General features: G+C 42.6%; 15 protein-coding genes and 1 pseudogene. 4 read left to right on the plus strand and 12 right to left on the minus strand.

Annotation, left to right across the window (positions count from 1 at the left end; translation table 11 throughout):
- Window positions 1–243 precede the first annotated feature (243 nt).
- Window positions 244–1,311, plus strand: a complete 1,068-nt coding sequence (locus N521_RS00895; RefSeq protein ID WP_017367978.1) for an NAD(P)/FAD-dependent oxidoreductase — start codon at window positions 244–246, stop codon at window positions 1,309–1,311.
- 48 nt (window positions 1,312–1,359) lie between these two features.
- Here N521_RS00895 and N521_RS00900 read toward each other — a convergent pair whose 3' ends face one another.
- Together N521_RS00900 and N521_RS00905 are read right to left on the minus strand one after the other, a co-directional pair.
- A complete protein-coding gene (locus tag N521_RS00900) occupies window positions 1,360–1,590 on the minus strand; it encodes a WYL domain-containing protein (RefSeq protein WP_017367979.1) in 231 nt (76 codons plus the stop codon).
- A 100-nt stretch (window positions 1,591–1,690) separates the two neighbouring features.
- Window positions 1,691–2,020 (minus strand): YuzD family protein, encoded by a 330-nt coding sequence (locus tag N521_RS00905; protein WP_017367980.1) that lies wholly within the window; start codon window positions 2,018–2,020, stop codon window positions 1,691–1,693.
- Window positions 2,021–2,141: 121 nt separating this feature from the next.
- Between N521_RS00905 and N521_RS00910 the strand changes: the two are divergent.
- Window positions 2,142–2,441, plus strand: a pseudogene (locus N521_RS00910) (NifU family protein).
- Window positions 2,442–2,673: 232 nt separating this feature from the next.
- Here the strand turns inward: N521_RS00910 and N521_RS00915 are convergent.
- The 6 genes from N521_RS00915 to yutH form a co-directional block, all read right to left on the minus strand.
- Window positions 2,674–4,644, minus strand: a complete 1,971-nt coding sequence (locus N521_RS00915) for a S9 family peptidase (protein ID WP_035390163.1) — start codon at window positions 4,642–4,644, stop codon at window positions 2,674–2,676.
- Window positions 4,645–4,747: 103 nt separating this feature from the next.
- Complete coding sequence (gene thrB, locus N521_RS00920; RefSeq protein WP_035389295.1) at window positions 4,748–5,680, minus strand: homoserine kinase; 933 nt, start codon at window positions 5,678–5,680, stop codon at window positions 4,748–4,750.
- Window positions 5,677–6,738 (minus strand): threonine synthase, encoded by a 1,062-nt coding sequence (gene thrC / locus N521_RS00925; RefSeq protein WP_008346825.1) that lies wholly within the window; start codon window positions 6,736–6,738, stop codon window positions 5,677–5,679. Before thrC ends, thrB begins: the two co-directional genes overlap by 4 nt.
- A complete protein-coding gene (locus N521_RS00930; RefSeq protein WP_017358915.1) occupies window positions 6,738–8,039 on the minus strand; it encodes a homoserine dehydrogenase in 1,302 nt (433 codons plus the stop codon). Before N521_RS00930 ends, thrC begins: the two co-directional genes overlap by 1 nt.
- A 222-nt stretch (window positions 8,040–8,261) precedes the next feature.
- Window positions 8,262–9,230 carry a 2-hydroxyacid dehydrogenase gene (locus N521_RS00935; RefSeq protein ID WP_035389298.1) on the minus strand — a complete coding sequence of 323 codons (969 nt, stop codon included), beginning with the start codon at window positions 9,228–9,230 and terminating at the stop codon, window positions 8,262–8,264.
- Window positions 9,231–9,304: 74 nt separating this feature from the next.
- A complete protein-coding gene (yutH, locus tag N521_RS00940; RefSeq protein ID WP_035389301.1) occupies window positions 9,305–10,345 on the minus strand; it encodes a spore coat putative kinase YutH in 1,041 nt (346 codons plus the stop codon).
- A 113-nt stretch (window positions 10,346–10,458) separates the two neighbouring features.
- On the opposite strand from yutH, the gene N521_RS00945 reads away from it, so the two are divergent.
- On the plus strand, window positions 10,459–10,959 hold the full coding sequence (locus N521_RS00945) for a phosphatidylglycerophosphatase A family protein (RefSeq protein WP_024719755.1): 501 nt from the start codon (window positions 10,459–10,461) through the stop codon (window positions 10,957–10,959).
- 42 nt (window positions 10,960–11,001) lie between these two features.
- Here the strand turns inward: N521_RS00945 and N521_RS00950 are convergent, their stop codons facing one another.
- Genes N521_RS00950 through N521_RS00960 form a run of 3 tightly spaced genes read right to left on the minus strand, consistent with a single transcriptional unit; the run spans window position 11,002 to window position 12,523 of the window.
- A complete protein-coding gene (locus N521_RS00950) occupies window positions 11,002–11,772 on the minus strand; it encodes a TIGR01457 family HAD-type hydrolase (protein WP_008346835.1) in 771 nt (256 codons plus the stop codon).
- A gap of 21 nt (window positions 11,773–11,793) precedes the next feature.
- A complete protein-coding gene (locus N521_RS00955; protein WP_024719757.1) occupies window positions 11,794–12,228 on the minus strand; it encodes a DUF86 domain-containing protein in 435 nt (144 codons plus the stop codon).
- 19 nt (window positions 12,229–12,247) lie between these two features.
- The gene (locus N521_RS00960; RefSeq protein ID WP_008346837.1) at window positions 12,248–12,523 is read right to left on the minus strand and encodes a YutD family protein; all 276 of its coding nucleotides are present in this window, start codon (window positions 12,521–12,523) and stop codon (window positions 12,248–12,250) included.
- Between the two features lie 120 nt (window positions 12,524–12,643).
- On the opposite strand from N521_RS00960, the gene N521_RS00965 reads away from it, so the two are divergent.
- Window positions 12,644–13,279 carry a YhcN/YlaJ family sporulation lipoprotein gene (locus N521_RS00965; protein ID WP_035389304.1) on the plus strand — a complete coding sequence of 212 codons (636 nt, stop codon included), beginning with the start codon at window positions 12,644–12,646 and terminating at the stop codon, window positions 13,277–13,279.
- A 39-nt stretch (window positions 13,280–13,318) separates the two neighbouring features.
- On the opposite strand, the gene lipA is transcribed toward N521_RS00965, so the two are convergent.
- Window positions 13,319–14,215 carry a lipoyl synthase gene (gene lipA, locus N521_RS00970; RefSeq protein WP_008360456.1) on the minus strand — a complete coding sequence of 299 codons (897 nt, stop codon included), beginning with the start codon at window positions 14,213–14,215 and terminating at the stop codon, window positions 13,319–13,321.
- Window positions 14,216–14,292 lie beyond the last annotated feature (77 nt).

Below are 14,292 nucleotides of genomic sequence, written 5' to 3' on the forward strand. Positions count from 1 at the left end.
CACATTTGCCTTACTATCCTACCGAAATTCCTTCTATTAGTCAAAACATGAGCTTCAATAAATCGTTACGCCTATTCCCCGTAAAATGTTTTACTATTTAGGACTAAGTAATGAATATGTAGGTTATTTTGAAACAATTATTGTGGTTTCACAGTAAATTCGATATAATTTTATTTGGTATTTTAACTTAAAGTTTTTTAGTATAAGTGTTTTTCAATGTCTAGGGGGAAAAGGAGAATCGTCATGAAAAATTTAGTCTTGATCGGCGGAGGTTACGGGAATATGCGGGTTCTCCACCGCTTATTGCCAAATCAATTACCTGATGATGTTACTATCACATTAATTGATCGAAATCCTTACCACTGTTTAAAAACAGAATATTATGCACTTGCTGCTGGAACGATCTCTGATCATCACATTCGAGTATCTTTTCCAGAGCATCCGAAGCTGGATATTCAATACGGGGAAGTAGAAAAAATTGATATTGAAAACAAACAGATCTTATTTAGCGACCGTGAACCGATTCCATATGATGATACGGTAATCGGACTCGGCTGTGAGGACAAGTATCACAATGTCCCTGGGGCGAAAGAACATACATACAGCATTCAAACCATTGATCAGTCAAGGCTTGCGTATAACAAATTAAACAATTTGAGTGCAGGTGCAACGGTTGGTATCGTCGGTGCTGGACTTAGCGGGGTAGAGCTGGCCAGTGAACTGCGTGAAAGCCGTTCTGATTTAAACATCATTCTTTTTGACCGCGGAGAACTGATTCTTTCCAGTTTCCCAAAAAGATTAAGTTTATATGTACAAAAATGGTTTGAAGAAAACGATGTAAAGATCATTAACTGCGCCAATATTACGAAGGTTGAAGAAGGAGTTGTGTACAACCATGACGATGCCATTGAAGCAGATGTCATCGTGTGGACAGCAGGAATTCAGCCAAGTAAAGTCGTGCGAGATATGGATGTTGAAAAAGATGCACAAGGCCGTGTCGTCTTAACTCCTCATCACAATCTCCCTGGAGATGAGCATGTCTATGTCGTAGGTGACTGCGCAAGCTTGCCTCATGCACCAAGTGCACAGCTTGCCGAGGCACAGGCAGAGCAAATTGTGCAATCTCTACAGAAACGCTGGAAGAACGAGCCGCTTCCTGAGGCTTACCCGCAGTTTAAGTTAAAAGGCGTACTCGGCTCTTTAGGGAAAAAAGCCGGCTTTGGTTTAGTGGCGGATCGTCCACTTGTTGGTCGTGTTCCAAGACTCTTAAAATCTGGACTTCTTTGGATGTACAAGCATCACAATGGATAAAATGATATGAATTTTTTCTCAAAGCTCCTTCTAATGAAGGAGCTTTTATTATGAAACGGCATGTACCGATGGATGGTTCACTTTGATAGGAGCAAGCGCAAGGATGCAGTCTTTACGAAACGTTCTGATCGTCTTCTTCGATAAACAATACGCTTGTATGAACTGTTCAGTTTGACGATGTACAATGATTTTTCGTTTCGAACACTCTCCATTTTTCTTCATATAAATCATATCAATCGGTATTTGTTGATGAAGAGATTGTTTTAGTAAATAATTCATGATGCTCACGCTCCTTTCATCTCATTATAACCAAACAAACGTTCTAAATCAACCTAAAAAGGAACGTTTGTTCTGTTTATTTTCCTGAAAAAAGAACAGCTCATTCACTGCTCTCTCGGTACCCGTATTTCTCCATTTCTTGATAAATATCTTTTAATTTCGGATTGCCCTCTCCAACAATTTGATCCTCAACAAGGACAAGCGGATAAAAGAATTCATCATCAAGAATTCGTTCAGACAATTCTTTTTGGCGTTCGTTTTCAGGCGGGTGCTCAATATCGATATATGTGATGCGAAACGGCTGATTTGGATATTTTCGTTTTAATGCTGCATCTAGCCACTCAAATGTATCTTTTGAAGAAGGCAGATTCACGCAACTAGCGCACAGGACATCTCTTCCATATACATAAAGATCAACGGTTTTGTTCATTTGACAAGCCCCCTATTCTTTCTTTATTTTAGCTGAATTTTCTGTATGAAAAAAGTCAAAATCACTTTTTGTTTCAAGATGAGATTGTGCTATAATGAGAAGGAAACTTTGAAACCAATCAATAGATTTTTATCGTCCAGATGAATATAATGGTGATATGTTGTGAAAGGAGCGATTATATCTAATGACTGAAGTCGAAATGAAAGACCAAGTACAGGAAGTACTGGACAAACTTCGTCCATTTCTATTACGTGATGGTGGAGACTGTGAGCTTGTAGACATTGAAGATGGCATTGTGAAATTACGCCTTCTTGGTGCATGCGGCAGCTGCCCAAGTTCAACCATTACATTGAAAGCCGGTATTGAGCGCGCATTATTAGAAGAAGTACCTGGCGTTGTAGAAGTTGAACAGGTTTTCTAATTCATATATGACATGAAAACGACCCTTACTGGGTCGTTTTTTAATTGTTGACAAAGGGCTAATTTTAGCCCTTTGTCTTCTTTTCAGTGTGATAGAAAACCTTTGCAGTCTAGGAAGGACGAGTACTGGCGCAGAGCGAATTTGACATTCGTGAGCACCGGAACGCAGGACTGACACCGAATGCGAGGGTTTGTCTACACGCTGAAACGACCCAATCAGGGCCGTTTTTTGATTAGGATAACTTCTCTCTAAACCATTCTTGAATAAAGGTCAGTCTTTGAATACGCTGCCCAGGGTGGCCACTTCTCGATAAATCATGAGAGGCCTTAGGAAACTTGACTAATCTCGTGTCTTTTCCAAGTTCCTTCAATGCCACAAAAAGCTGTTCTCCTTGATCGACTGGACAGCGGTAGTCTTCATCACTGTGCAGGATGAGAAGCGGTGTGTTCACCTGTTTTACATACTTTAGCGGCGAACGATCCCATAGCTTATCAACAGAGTCATAAATATCCCCATCAATCTGCCATTTTGTAAAGAAATAGCCGATATCACTGATGCCATAAAAGCTAATCCAATTTGAGATGGAACGCTGTGTAACAGCTGCACGGAAACGGTCGGTCTGTCCGACAATCCAATTGGTCATAAAACCGCCATAGCTGCCGCCCGTTACGCCAAGCCTTGTTTCATCAATAAAGTCATAGGCTTCGAGCACATGATCAACAGCCAGCATGACATCCTCATAATCAACGTCACCATAGCTGCCTCTTACCCGATCCGTAAACATCTGTCCGTACCCATGACTGCCATGAGGATTGATGTACACAATCGCATACCCTTCAGCGGCGAGCATTTGAAATTCATGAAAATACGTATGACCGTACATCGCATGCGGTCCGCCATGAATTTCTAAGATTAGTGGATATGTCTTCCCCTCTTCCATCTGAGCAGGCTTCATCAACCAGCCACGTACAATGTCTCCATCTTTTGACTGGAAAGAAATTGGTTCAGGTTCGGATATGACATGTTCCTTTAGAAAGTCATCATGCTCAAACGTGATTTGCTTGAGTGAGGATTCCCCTAAAGTCAGCTCATACAGCTCACTAGGCGAGACAGGTGAAAGACGGCTGATCAGCATTTTTGATTCATCTGGATGAAGACTGAAATTCGTCACATGTTCTGCCTCTAAACGAACGGGATAGGCTAAGCCTTCAATAGAGAAATAATAAATCCCGGTACTCCCTTGATCAGAAACAAGCGCATAAAACCCCTGACTATCCTTCGTCCATTGCGGAAGCTGATTGGCTTCACCTATGACACTATCCCCTGCCATACAGTTACCAACATACATATCGAGCATTTCTGACAGTTGAACGGTCTTTTTCTCCTTCAGATCATACAGCCACAATGATGGGAAGGTTGCATTCTGAAATTCACGCTCGTGTCCAATGTACAACAGGCTTTCTCCATTTGGAGAAAATGATACGGTCGAGTAAGCGCCTGTTGATTGGGTGATTTTCTTGGATGTACCGTCCTCTAATGACAGGAGACAGATATCACTTATGTAAAACGTCTGCGGGTTGGATTGAATATAGGCGAGCCACTTCCCGCAAGGAGAGACGACATGATTCACATGATGATGCTGCTCACTCGTAACCGTCTCTACCTCCCCTGAGCAGACATCGATTTGTACAATTTGCGTCAGACGCCCGTCTAAAAAGCCTCTGCCATCTGCTTTATAAGTCAAATCATCATATACGGCCGGAGCAAAGTCATCGCACTCTTCCTTTTTTTCATCATGAACAGATTCTTCTTGTTTTAATGAGACCGATGCATAAATGAACGCTCCATCCGGTGAAAATACAGGATGAGATACGCCGTAAGGAATATTCGTTAAAGTACGAATGCCGCCGCCATCGCTCTGAATGAGTGCGAGCTGAGGGACTTCCTTTGGCTTCTGCAAAATAAACGCAAGCTGCTTCCCGTCATTTGACCACACTGGCTGATGATGCTTTCCATCATCGAATGTCCATTGTGACAGCTCCCCTGTCCCTTCATCTCGAACCCATAAATGAATATTGTAATCATCCTTTTTTTCATTCACCGATACTTTTGTAAAAACAGCCTTTTTTCCATCTGGTGAATAGACTGGATGAGAAACAGACACGATTTGCGTTAAATCCTCTGCTGTTATCAATTTCTTCATCAATAGATCTCCCCCCTTTTATGTACCAAAAATAGTTCGCTTCTCTAAATAATAATCCCTGCTTTTGTTGTGAAAAACAAGGATAAAAAAAGAACGTGCTCATTTATAGCACGTTCTTCATTTGATTCACAGAATGATGCTCGACGATGACCCCTTCTACCGGCACCGTCAGCACATCTACTTCACAATGCGGGAAATTTTGGGCAAGCTGTTCTTTCAACGCTTCTCCCTTCCCTTTTTCCACTAAGGTCAAAATGGTCGGCCCAGCACCGCTTAATGCTGTTCCATACGCGCCTTTTAATGAAGCAACGTGCTCCACCTTTGATAGCTCTGGGACAAGCATCGTGCGGTATGGCTGATGAAATAAATCTTTATTCATCATTTCCCCTACAAGCGGCCAGTTCTGCGTCATTAAGGCGGCGACCAGGACGTTACTCACTGCACTCGCGCTCACGGCCTGTTTATAGGAAAAATCCTCTGGCAGGACATCACGGGCATCCTTTGTGAGCACTTCATAAAAAGGAATCACGACGACGACATCTACATCCACATGCTGTACTTTAACGGCATGTGTCTTGTCTTCTTCATGAAGACCGATGAGTAAACCACCGAATAAAGAGGCACCCGCATTATCTGGATGACCTTCTACCTCACTTGCAAAAAAGAGCTTCTGATCATCGGTCATCTTTAATTTAAGCAACTGATTGGCGAGCTCAATAGCGGCGACAATAGCAGCAGCGCTGCTGCCAAGCCCCCTTGCTAATGGAATATCACTCCACACTTTGACATGAACAGGCGGGAGTGTTTTTCCAAAGTCATCTGCGACCTTTTTAGCTGTTTGATAGATCAGGTTATCGGTGCCTGATGGAATACCAGACACGACATCTGTTTCTGCTTCAAACAGCCAGCTATCATGGTCATAGACCGATAGCTTTAAATAGCGGCTGAGCGCCATTCCGACTGAGTCAAAGCCTGGTCCTAAGTTGGCAGTGCTTCCCGGTACTGTGATTGAAAAAAGCATGGAGGCGTTACTCATACGCGTGCGGCCTTTTCTAAATGTTCCAGAATTTGATCTTCATCTGCATCCAGCGTGACCGGTTTGATGTGTGAAATATCAATCGCCGTATTCGGATCTTTTAATCCGTTTCCTGTCAGTACAGCGACGACTTTACTGCCTGGCTTAATTTCTCCAGATTTCACTTGTTTGAGTACACCTGCAATTGATGCACAAGAGCCTGGCTCTGCAAACACCCCTTCTTCACGTGCGATCAATTGATAGGCATGAAGAATTTCTTCATCTGTCACTTCATCAATTTTCCCGTTCGATTCATCTGCCGCTGCTACAGCTTGTTTCCAGCTTGCAGGGTTTCCGATGCGAATGGCTGTTGCGACTGTTTCTGGCTGCTCAATGACTTCATTTCGAACGATGGCTGCAGCTCCTTCTGCTTCAAAACCACGCATGACTGGCAGTCCAGTGCCTTTTTTCTCATGATATTCTTTGAAGCCTTTCCAGTACGCTGTAATATTCCCCGCATTTCCAACAGGAATCGCCAGTACGTCCGGTGCGGAGCCTAGCTGCTCACAGATTTCAAATGCCGCTGTTTTTTGTCCTTCAATTCGGTATGGATTGACGGAGTTAACAAGTGCGATCGGTGCTTTTTCACAGATGCTGCGGACAATTTTAAGTGCATCATCAAAGTTGCCGTCAATGGCAATGATCTCTGCTCCGTACATGACAGCCTGCGCCAGCTTACCGAAGGCAATTTTTCCATCTGGAATGATGACAATACATTTCATATCAGCGCGCGCCGCATAAGCTGCCGCTGCTGCAGACGTATTCCCTGTCGATGCACACATGATCGTATCATTGCCTTCTTCTTTTGCTTTTGCGACGGCCATGACCATCCCGCGATCCTTAAAAGAACCTGTAGGGTTGACGCCTTCTGTTTTCACGTGAAGCTCAATCCCTAGCTTTTCAGATAGCTTTGCGAGATGAATCAGCGGTGTGTTTCCTTCATTTAATGTTAGTTTAGGTGTTTGTTCGTTTACTGGTAAGAATTCTTGAAATTCTTCAATGAGTCCATTCCACTTCATCAGCTTAAACCGTTCCCTTCTACTCGATACGTGCTCTTCACTTGAACCACCACGTCGAGATCGTTTAATGTTTGCAGGATATTTGAGAAATCTTCTTCTGATGTTTGATGTGTAATAATCACAATTTCAGCCAGCTCATCATGCCCTTTGACAGGAAGCTGAAGGATCTTTTCAAAGCTGATGCCTCTTTCAGAAAAAATCGATGTAATGCGGGAGAAAGCTCCGACTTGATCTCTCACATGTATTCTTAAAAATTGCTGTGCAAATACTTCGGATGATGATTTGATTTTCTTCTCAAATTGCGGTGCAATAAATCCACTGCCATTCACACCAAGACGCATGTTTTTCATAACAGCGACTAAATCAGAGACAACAGCAGTTGCCGTTGGCAGGCTGCCTGCTCCAGGTCCGTAAAACATCGTTTCTCCGACAGCACTTCCGTAAACATAGACAGCATTAAATTCATTGTTGACGGAAGATAACGGGTGATGATCAGGAAGTAAAGTTGGCTGTACGCTGACCTCCACTTTCTCTCCGTCCCTTTGGGCAATTCCAATCAGCTTCATTGTATAGCCAAAACGTTTACTGAAATTAATGTCCTCATCCGAGATGTCCGAGATGCCTTTCACTTTCACATCCTCTAAGTCTACATTCATGGAAAAGCCGAGTCTTGCCAGGATGGCCATCTTTCTTGCCGCATCTAGTCCTTCTACATCCGCCGTCGGATCTGCTTCTGCAAAGCCAAGATCCTGCGCTTCTTTTAATACATCTTCATACGCACTTTTATCGACATTCATTTTTGTTAAAATAAAGTTCGTTGTCCCGTTCACGATTCCCATCATTTTTGTGATGCGGTCAGAGGCTAAACCTTCCTCTAGTGTACGCAAAATCGGAATCCCACCTGCGACACTCGCTTCATAGTAAAGGTCACAGCCGTTTTCTTTTGCTACATGTAAAAGCTCTGTGCCATATAGCGCCATTAAATCCTTATTAGCTGTAATGACATGCTTCTTCTCATTTAGTGCATCTATTAAATATTGTTTTGTCTCTTCAATGCCGCCCATCACTTCAATAATGACGTCGACCTCTGGATCTCGAATCACATCGTATACTTCAGTTGTGAAGACCTCTCTTGCCACATCCACATCTCTTTTTTTATCGGGATTGCTCACAAGCACTTTTTGTATTAATACCGGACAGCCGATCTGGTGCATTAATTTATCCTGATGATCTTGAATAATCTTAACGACACCGCTCCCCACTGTTCCTAATCCTAGTAGTCCAACTCGAATTGCCTTCACCTGAAATTCCACCTTTCTCCGTAAATGTCCTCTCTAAAAAGACATTTGTTAACCTAACACAGACATTCAATGTACACACATTATAAAGGGGTATCCTCATTTTGACAAGGTAATAAAATAAGAGAATATGAGAATGAAACCGCTTAACAGCTATTTATATCAAGATTCTATATTTTCAAAATATTTTTGTGAGAAAAGCTCCCGAAGCCGGGAAGCTTGAGATTACGCCTGAACTGGCGTTTTGGCTTGCTGATCTTGCAGGACAAGCGCAATATTTTCAGCACATAAATGCATCATGTTTTTTCTCGTTTCAACACTTGCACTTCCGATATGAGGAAGCACTGTTACATTTGGTAATGTCGTTAATGGGTGATCTGGGCTGACTGGTTCCTTGCTAAATACATCCAGACCTGCTCCTGCAATTTTTCCTGTCGTGACAGCATCATATAAAGCATCTTCGTCTACCGTCTGCCCTCTGGAAACGTTGATGAAGTAAGCTGTGTTCTTCATCTGCTCAAATGCTTTCTTATTAAACATTTCTTTCGTTTCAGGCGTTAAAGGCGTCAAACAAACGATGAAATCAGACTGCGTAAGCAGCTCATCAAATGCGGCATAGGTCACACCTAGCTGTGCTTCTGCTTCTGGCTTTCTTGAACGATTATGATAAAGCACATTCATATCAAAACCTTTTGCCCGCTTGGCCAGTGCAGTTCCAATACTGCCCATTCCGACAATCCCTAACGTTTTATGATGAACATCCGCACCGGCTAGAAGAAGCGGCCCCCAGCCTGTCCAGTTCCCATCCTTAATCCAATCACTCGCTTCGACAATTCGTCTTGCTGACGCCATCAAAAGCGCAAAGGCTAAATCAGCCGTCGATTCTGTTAAGACGTCCGGTGTATGACATACCGTGATCCCGTGCTTTTTAGCTGCCTTTAGATCAATATTGTCATAGCCGACCGCGAGATTCGCGACCACTTTTAGATTTGGAGCATTTGATAAAAGTTCCTCATCTACTTGATCTGACAGCATCGTGAGCAGCCCATCTGCTTGAGCCGCTTGTTTTTCTAACTCTTCTCTTGGACACGGCTCATCCTCGCTCGTCCACATATCAATATGAGCGACTTCTTTTAATGGTGTAAGTGTTGTTTCATCAAGCTTTCTTGTGATATAGACATAAGGTTTCGTCAAGAAGAACACTCCTTTGGTAGATTTCTTTAAGCATAACGAAAAACGCCTCAAGAGAAAAGAGACGTTTCGTCTGTTCACTGAAACTTCAAATCAGCGGATTGATGAATCCATCCAACAGGAGGAATGAGATGCCCACCGCTGCGCATAGCACTCAATTCTTGAAACACCTTGAGAAAATATTCGTAGCGGTTCGCATCATTTAAAACGTAATCTAATCGTTCTTCATAATAAGATTTTTCATTTTCTCCTGACATATAATAACCTTCGACAATTTCAAAATAATGAAGCGGAAACAGAAGACGGCTGTACAGCAGACGCTTTGAAAATGATGAAAGAGGCGTAACCTGCTCATATTGCTGCAAAAAGGAAAATCCCTCTTCAATTAAATCCTCCTTATGCTGGACAAAGGTTTCTCTTAAATATTCTGCGATATCTCTTGTTGGATGGTCAAATACCCAGTCAACAGGTAAACGAAGCGGCTGCTCATGTGGCCAGGTCATACGTGAAAAGCGCTGATGACAAACAGTACCTGAATCACATTCTTTCGGTTCATCATCAAGCTCTGTATCCACTAAATATTGAATGGCATTTTCCGTTAATCCGAGATAATACGGAAAGGATTCAATGAATTTCTTTTCAAATCGTTCAAGTGGTTTTTGATGCATTTGCTGCATCCAAAAGCCTTCCAGCTGGTCTAACCGTTTTGCCCATAATTCCTTCCAAGCTCCGACACGTTTTGTTTCAGACACCTCATATGGAAACCCTCTCCCCCTGACATGAAAGGCCGCCAGCTCTGATGCGTGCTGAAATGAGCGGCTTGTAACCCGCGGTGCTGCCTTTAATAGAGCGTACAGTTCTTTTCCATGGGTAAAAGTCGGTTTCTCTTCGTTTGTTAATTCAAACACGGCAACGTATGGGTCACCGTCATTCAGTAAATACTGACTGATATGATAAAGCTCTGTGAGTTCTTCTTCTCGCAAATGAGACACGGGAACAATGATGAAGAGAGCTTTCGCCGTTTGAAAGCTCTGATAACTGCCATATGGCATAAATTGACGCACATCAATACCAAATGTGTGATAAATGGTTTCTTTCATGATTTCACCTGCGTTCATAAAATCAGTCTCTTATCATATCGTAGTCGCAGGTTGAGGGATTTATGAATACTATTTACTATCCGAAGCTTTTTCACACGTTGTGGACAAATTACGAGGATTGGGTGAGGAACATGCCGCATCATCATGAGATGAACGAAGTAGAAAAAACAGCAAGACGCCGTTTACAAGAACGAGGCGTAACCATTCAAGATATAGCAGACCTTGTCTTCTTTTTACAGGAAAAATATCATCCTGGCTTAGACATGACAGAGTGCATCCACAATGTGGAACGTGTCATCGCAAAACGTGAAGTCCAAAATGCCATCTTAACAGGCGTTGAACTAGATGTTCTCGCTGAGCAAAAAAAGCTGACAGAACCGCTGCAATCTATTCTTGAAACAGATGAAAGTCTATATGGTGTGGATGAAATTTTATCCTTTGCCATCGTTAATATTTATGGCTCCATCGGCTTTACGAATTACGGATATATCGATAAAGAAAAACCAGGGATTCTTGGGAAACTCAACGATAAATCCTCAGGCGAATGCCACACCTTTTTAGATGACATTGTCGGTGCTATTGCTGCGGCAGCATCAAGCAGACTGGCACATAGTGCGAGAAATGCAGAATAAAACACAAAAGAGGACGTGCGTCTCACGCTTGTCCTCTTTTCATTAAGATAATCGTTCAATCCACTCAGATAATGAATCAATGACATAGGTTGGCTGTTTGTCATATTTCTGAAGCAGCTCTTTTGTCGTGACGCCTGTATGGACAAGCAGTGTATCCATCCCTGCATTCATCCCTGCCATAATATCGGTATCATAGTTATCGCCCACCATGAGCGTCTCTGACACATCTGTCCCGAGCACCCGCATGGCCTGTTCCATAATGATAGACTCTGGCTTTCCGATAAATGTTGGCTGCACTGTTGTTGTAACCGTCAGCACAGATGTTAACGATCCATTTCCAGGTAACAGCCCTCTTTCTGTCGGAATGGCAATATCTCCATTTGTTGAAACAAATTGTGCACCTTGACGGATCGCAATGGCTCCTACCGCTAGTTTTTCATATGTAATACCGCGGTCTATTCCAACGACAACGAAATCAGCGTCTTCTTGACCAAACGACAAGCCTTTTTCTTCGATGGCCTGCTGAATGCCTTCTTCTCCGATCACATACACCGAGGCATCTTTCTTTTGTTCTGCGATATAGTTTGCCGTCGCCATACTTGTTGTAAAGACTTGCTCTTCCGTTGCTGGAATATCGAATGAAACCAGTTTCTCTGCTACTTGCTTCGGTGTGCGTGAAGAGTTATTCGTGACAAACAAATAAGGGATGTTCAACTCATTTAACTTGTGAACAAATTGCCCCGCCTCTTCAATCTTTTCTGTTCCTTTATACATCGTCCCGTCTAAATCAATTAAATAGCCTTTGTATTTCATGCTGCTTACAACTCCAATGGTTTATTTAAACGCTGATACTGGTCCAAGCTCCTGCTCCAAGTAAGTGCGAATTCGATTCGGGAAGACTTGCAGCGCCTGTTCTACCTCACTGATGACCTGCAACAAATCGTGATGAACCACTTCTTGGTATTGCTGAACAAGTGTTTTACGGCACGAGACCAGTTTTTTCAGGTGAGTGCCTTCTTCTGTTGGTACAACCTTTTCGTCCACAAGAATATCCATGATGTCGTCATAGCTTCCTGGGTCCCGCATGATAAAGCCGTCAATCATATCATTTCCTGTATCAAGAATACATTCGACGAGCAAATGAACAATTCGTTCCAGCGCTTTTTTTTCTAAAGGGCTTGACCATGTTTGATGACTGCGCATCAAATCATATTGCTCCTCAAAAAAACGTAATGTCTCTTCAATCTTCTTTCTGTCTACGAAATACATCATGACGCTCCCCTTTGCGTTATTTTCTAATCCGCTTTAAGACAAAATAGGCACAGCCAAAATTACAGTATTCATAAATGTATTCATCGAGTGTACTGATTTTTGTATCGAATGTGGCCTTTTGGTTTTGGTCATCAAAGAACCCCTTCAGCCTTAGCTGGTTGTAGCCCCAATCCCCCACAATATAATCATACTTATTTAAAATATCTGAGTACCTTGCTTTAAACGCTTCCTCATCAAAGCCGTCTTTGATTTCTCTGACAAGATCAAAGGTAGCATTCTGAATGACGATCATCTTCTCACCTCTTTTTAAACGATCCACCTTTAATGATAATTCATTGGAACAACTCCATCAATTGCTAAAGCATGTTTTTTCCGATTTAGCCGAAGCTAAAGAAAAAAGGAGGTCACATTTATGATAAAACAACTGACAGCCACTATTCTCCTATGCATGCTTTTAGGCGGGTGCGGCTTTCAATCAGGCATGAACCGGCAAGTGGATGAAGATTCTTCCAGCAAGACAATCCGCCTGTCTGATCGTCATGAAGGAAATAATTCCAACATGCCAGAAGCAGATACGAATCGAGCAGGCTATGTTCGTTATCAGCGCCAGCAAGTAACCGATCAGAAGGAAAGAACCCCTGCTTTAAATCGTGAGCACCTTGCCCACGTGATTACAAGTTTAGCCATCCAGCTGCCAAATATAAAGGATGCAGCAACACTTGTCACAGACGAGGATGCCCTCATTGTGTATCGAACAGGCAACAAAAACCGAGATGAATCAGCCGATCAAGTGAAAAAAACAGCGGTTTCTGTTCTCCCTCGTTATTATCATGTGTACGTCTCTGATAACCCAGAGCACTTTCAATCCATTGCCAATTTTTCACGTCTTCAAACCAATTCACGTGATTTTGATCAAATTTTAACAAAAACGATTCAACAAATGAAATACTCTCCTCAAGGCGGAGATATTTCAACTAAAGAAGATGCCAATGGCATGACGAATTCAGATCGGACCATGAGACGAAACACACCTTACGGCCAAAATTAATACGAGAAAAAACGCCAGAGAGCTCTGGCGTTTTCTTTGTTATGCTTGCGCCTGACGCTTCTTAGACGCTTCGTTTACTTGTTCGTCTGCATGATAAGAAGAACGGACAAGCGGTCCAGCTTCACAGTGGCTAAAGCCTTTTGACATGGCAATTTCCTTCAGCTCTGCAAACTCATCTGGATGGTAGTATTTTTGCACTTTCAAATGCTTTTTCGACGGTTGTAAATACTGACCAATTGCCATGATGTCAACGTTATTGGCAAGAAGATCATCCATAACTTCAATGATTTCTTCCTTCGTTTCACCAAGTCCAATCATAATGCTTGATTTCGTTGGAATGTCAGGCTGCATTTCTTTTGCACGACGCAAGAATTCCAATGAACGATCGTATGTAGCCCGTGCACGAACTCTTGGTGTTAACCTGCGTACTGTTTCAATATTGTGATTTAAAATATCAGGGCGTGTATCCATTAACGTTTTCAAATTATCATAATTGCCACCCATGTCTGAAGGGAGAACTTCAATTGTTGTGAATGGACTTTTTCTTCTAATGGCACGAACAGTTTCAGCAAATACGCCTGCTCCGCCATCTTTTTGGTCATCCCTTGCAACCGCTGTTATAACAGCGTGCTTTAAATTCATTAAAGCCACTGAATCTGCCACGCGTTCTGGCTCTTGCAAGTCTAATTCAGTAGGAAGTCCGGTTTTCACCGCACAGAAACGGCATGCGCGCGTACAAACAGATCCGAGGATCATAAATGTAGCAGTTCTTCTCACTGCCCAGCATTCGTGAATATTCGGACATTTCGCTTCCTCACAAACGGTATGCAGGTTGTTTTCCCGCATCATTTTTTTCAAACCGGTATAGTTTTCATTCGTATTCAGCTTAATTTTAAGCCAGTCCGGTTTTCTTACGTGCTCTTCCTTCTTTGCCAATTCCATCATCTCCATATGAATTCGTTAAAGGTGCATATACAATCATCTTCCTGCTATATACGATGGATGCAGCTGTT

Origin of the sequence: Bacillus sp. UNC125MFCrub1.1 (assembly GCF_000701305.1) — a bacterium.
Taxonomy (GTDB): domain Bacteria; phylum Bacillota; class Bacilli; order Bacillales; family Bacillaceae; genus Bacillus; species Bacillus altitudinis.

Bases quoted from the DNA above. Each gene is read 5' to 3' on its own strand.
- N521_RS00895 (WP_017367978.1), top strand. From the start codon at position 244: ATGAAAAATTTAGTCTTGATCGGCGGAGGTTACGGGAATATGCGGGTT.
- N521_RS00900 (WP_017367979.1), bottom strand. From the start codon at position 1,590: ATGAATTATTTACTAAAACAATCTCTTCATCAACAAATACCGATTGAT.
- N521_RS00905 (WP_017367980.1), bottom strand. From the start codon at position 2,020: ATGAACAAAACCGTTGATCTTTATGTATATGGAAGAGATGTCCTGTGC.
- N521_RS00915 (WP_035390163.1), bottom strand. From the start codon at position 4,644: ATGAAGAAATTGATAACAGCAGAGGATTTAACGCAAATCGTGTCTGTT.
- thrB (WP_035389295.1), bottom strand. From the start codon at position 5,680: ATGAGTAACGCCTCCATGCTTTTTTCAATCACAGTACCGGGAAGCACT.
- thrC (WP_008346825.1), bottom strand. From the start codon at position 6,738: ATGAAGTGGAATGGACTCATTGAAGAATTTCAAGAATTCTTACCAGTA.
- yutH (WP_035389301.1), bottom strand. From the start codon at position 10,345: ATGAACGCAGGTGAAATCATGAAAGAAACCATTTATCACACATTTGGT.
- N521_RS00945 (WP_024719755.1), top strand. From the start codon at position 10,459: ATGCCGCATCATCATGAGATGAACGAAGTAGAAAAAACAGCAAGACGC.
- N521_RS00950 (WP_008346835.1), bottom strand. From the start codon at position 11,772: ATGAAATACAAAGGCTATTTAATTGATTTAGACGGGACGATGTATAAA.
- N521_RS00955 (WP_024719757.1), bottom strand. From the start codon at position 12,228: ATGTATTTCGTAGACAGAAAGAAGATTGAAGAGACATTACGTTTTTTT.
- N521_RS00960 (WP_008346837.1), bottom strand. From the start codon at position 12,523: ATGATCGTCATTCAGAATGCTACCTTTGATCTTGTCAGAGAAATCAAA.
- N521_RS00965 (WP_035389304.1), top strand. From the start codon at position 12,644: ATGATAAAACAACTGACAGCCACTATTCTCCTATGCATGCTTTTAGGC.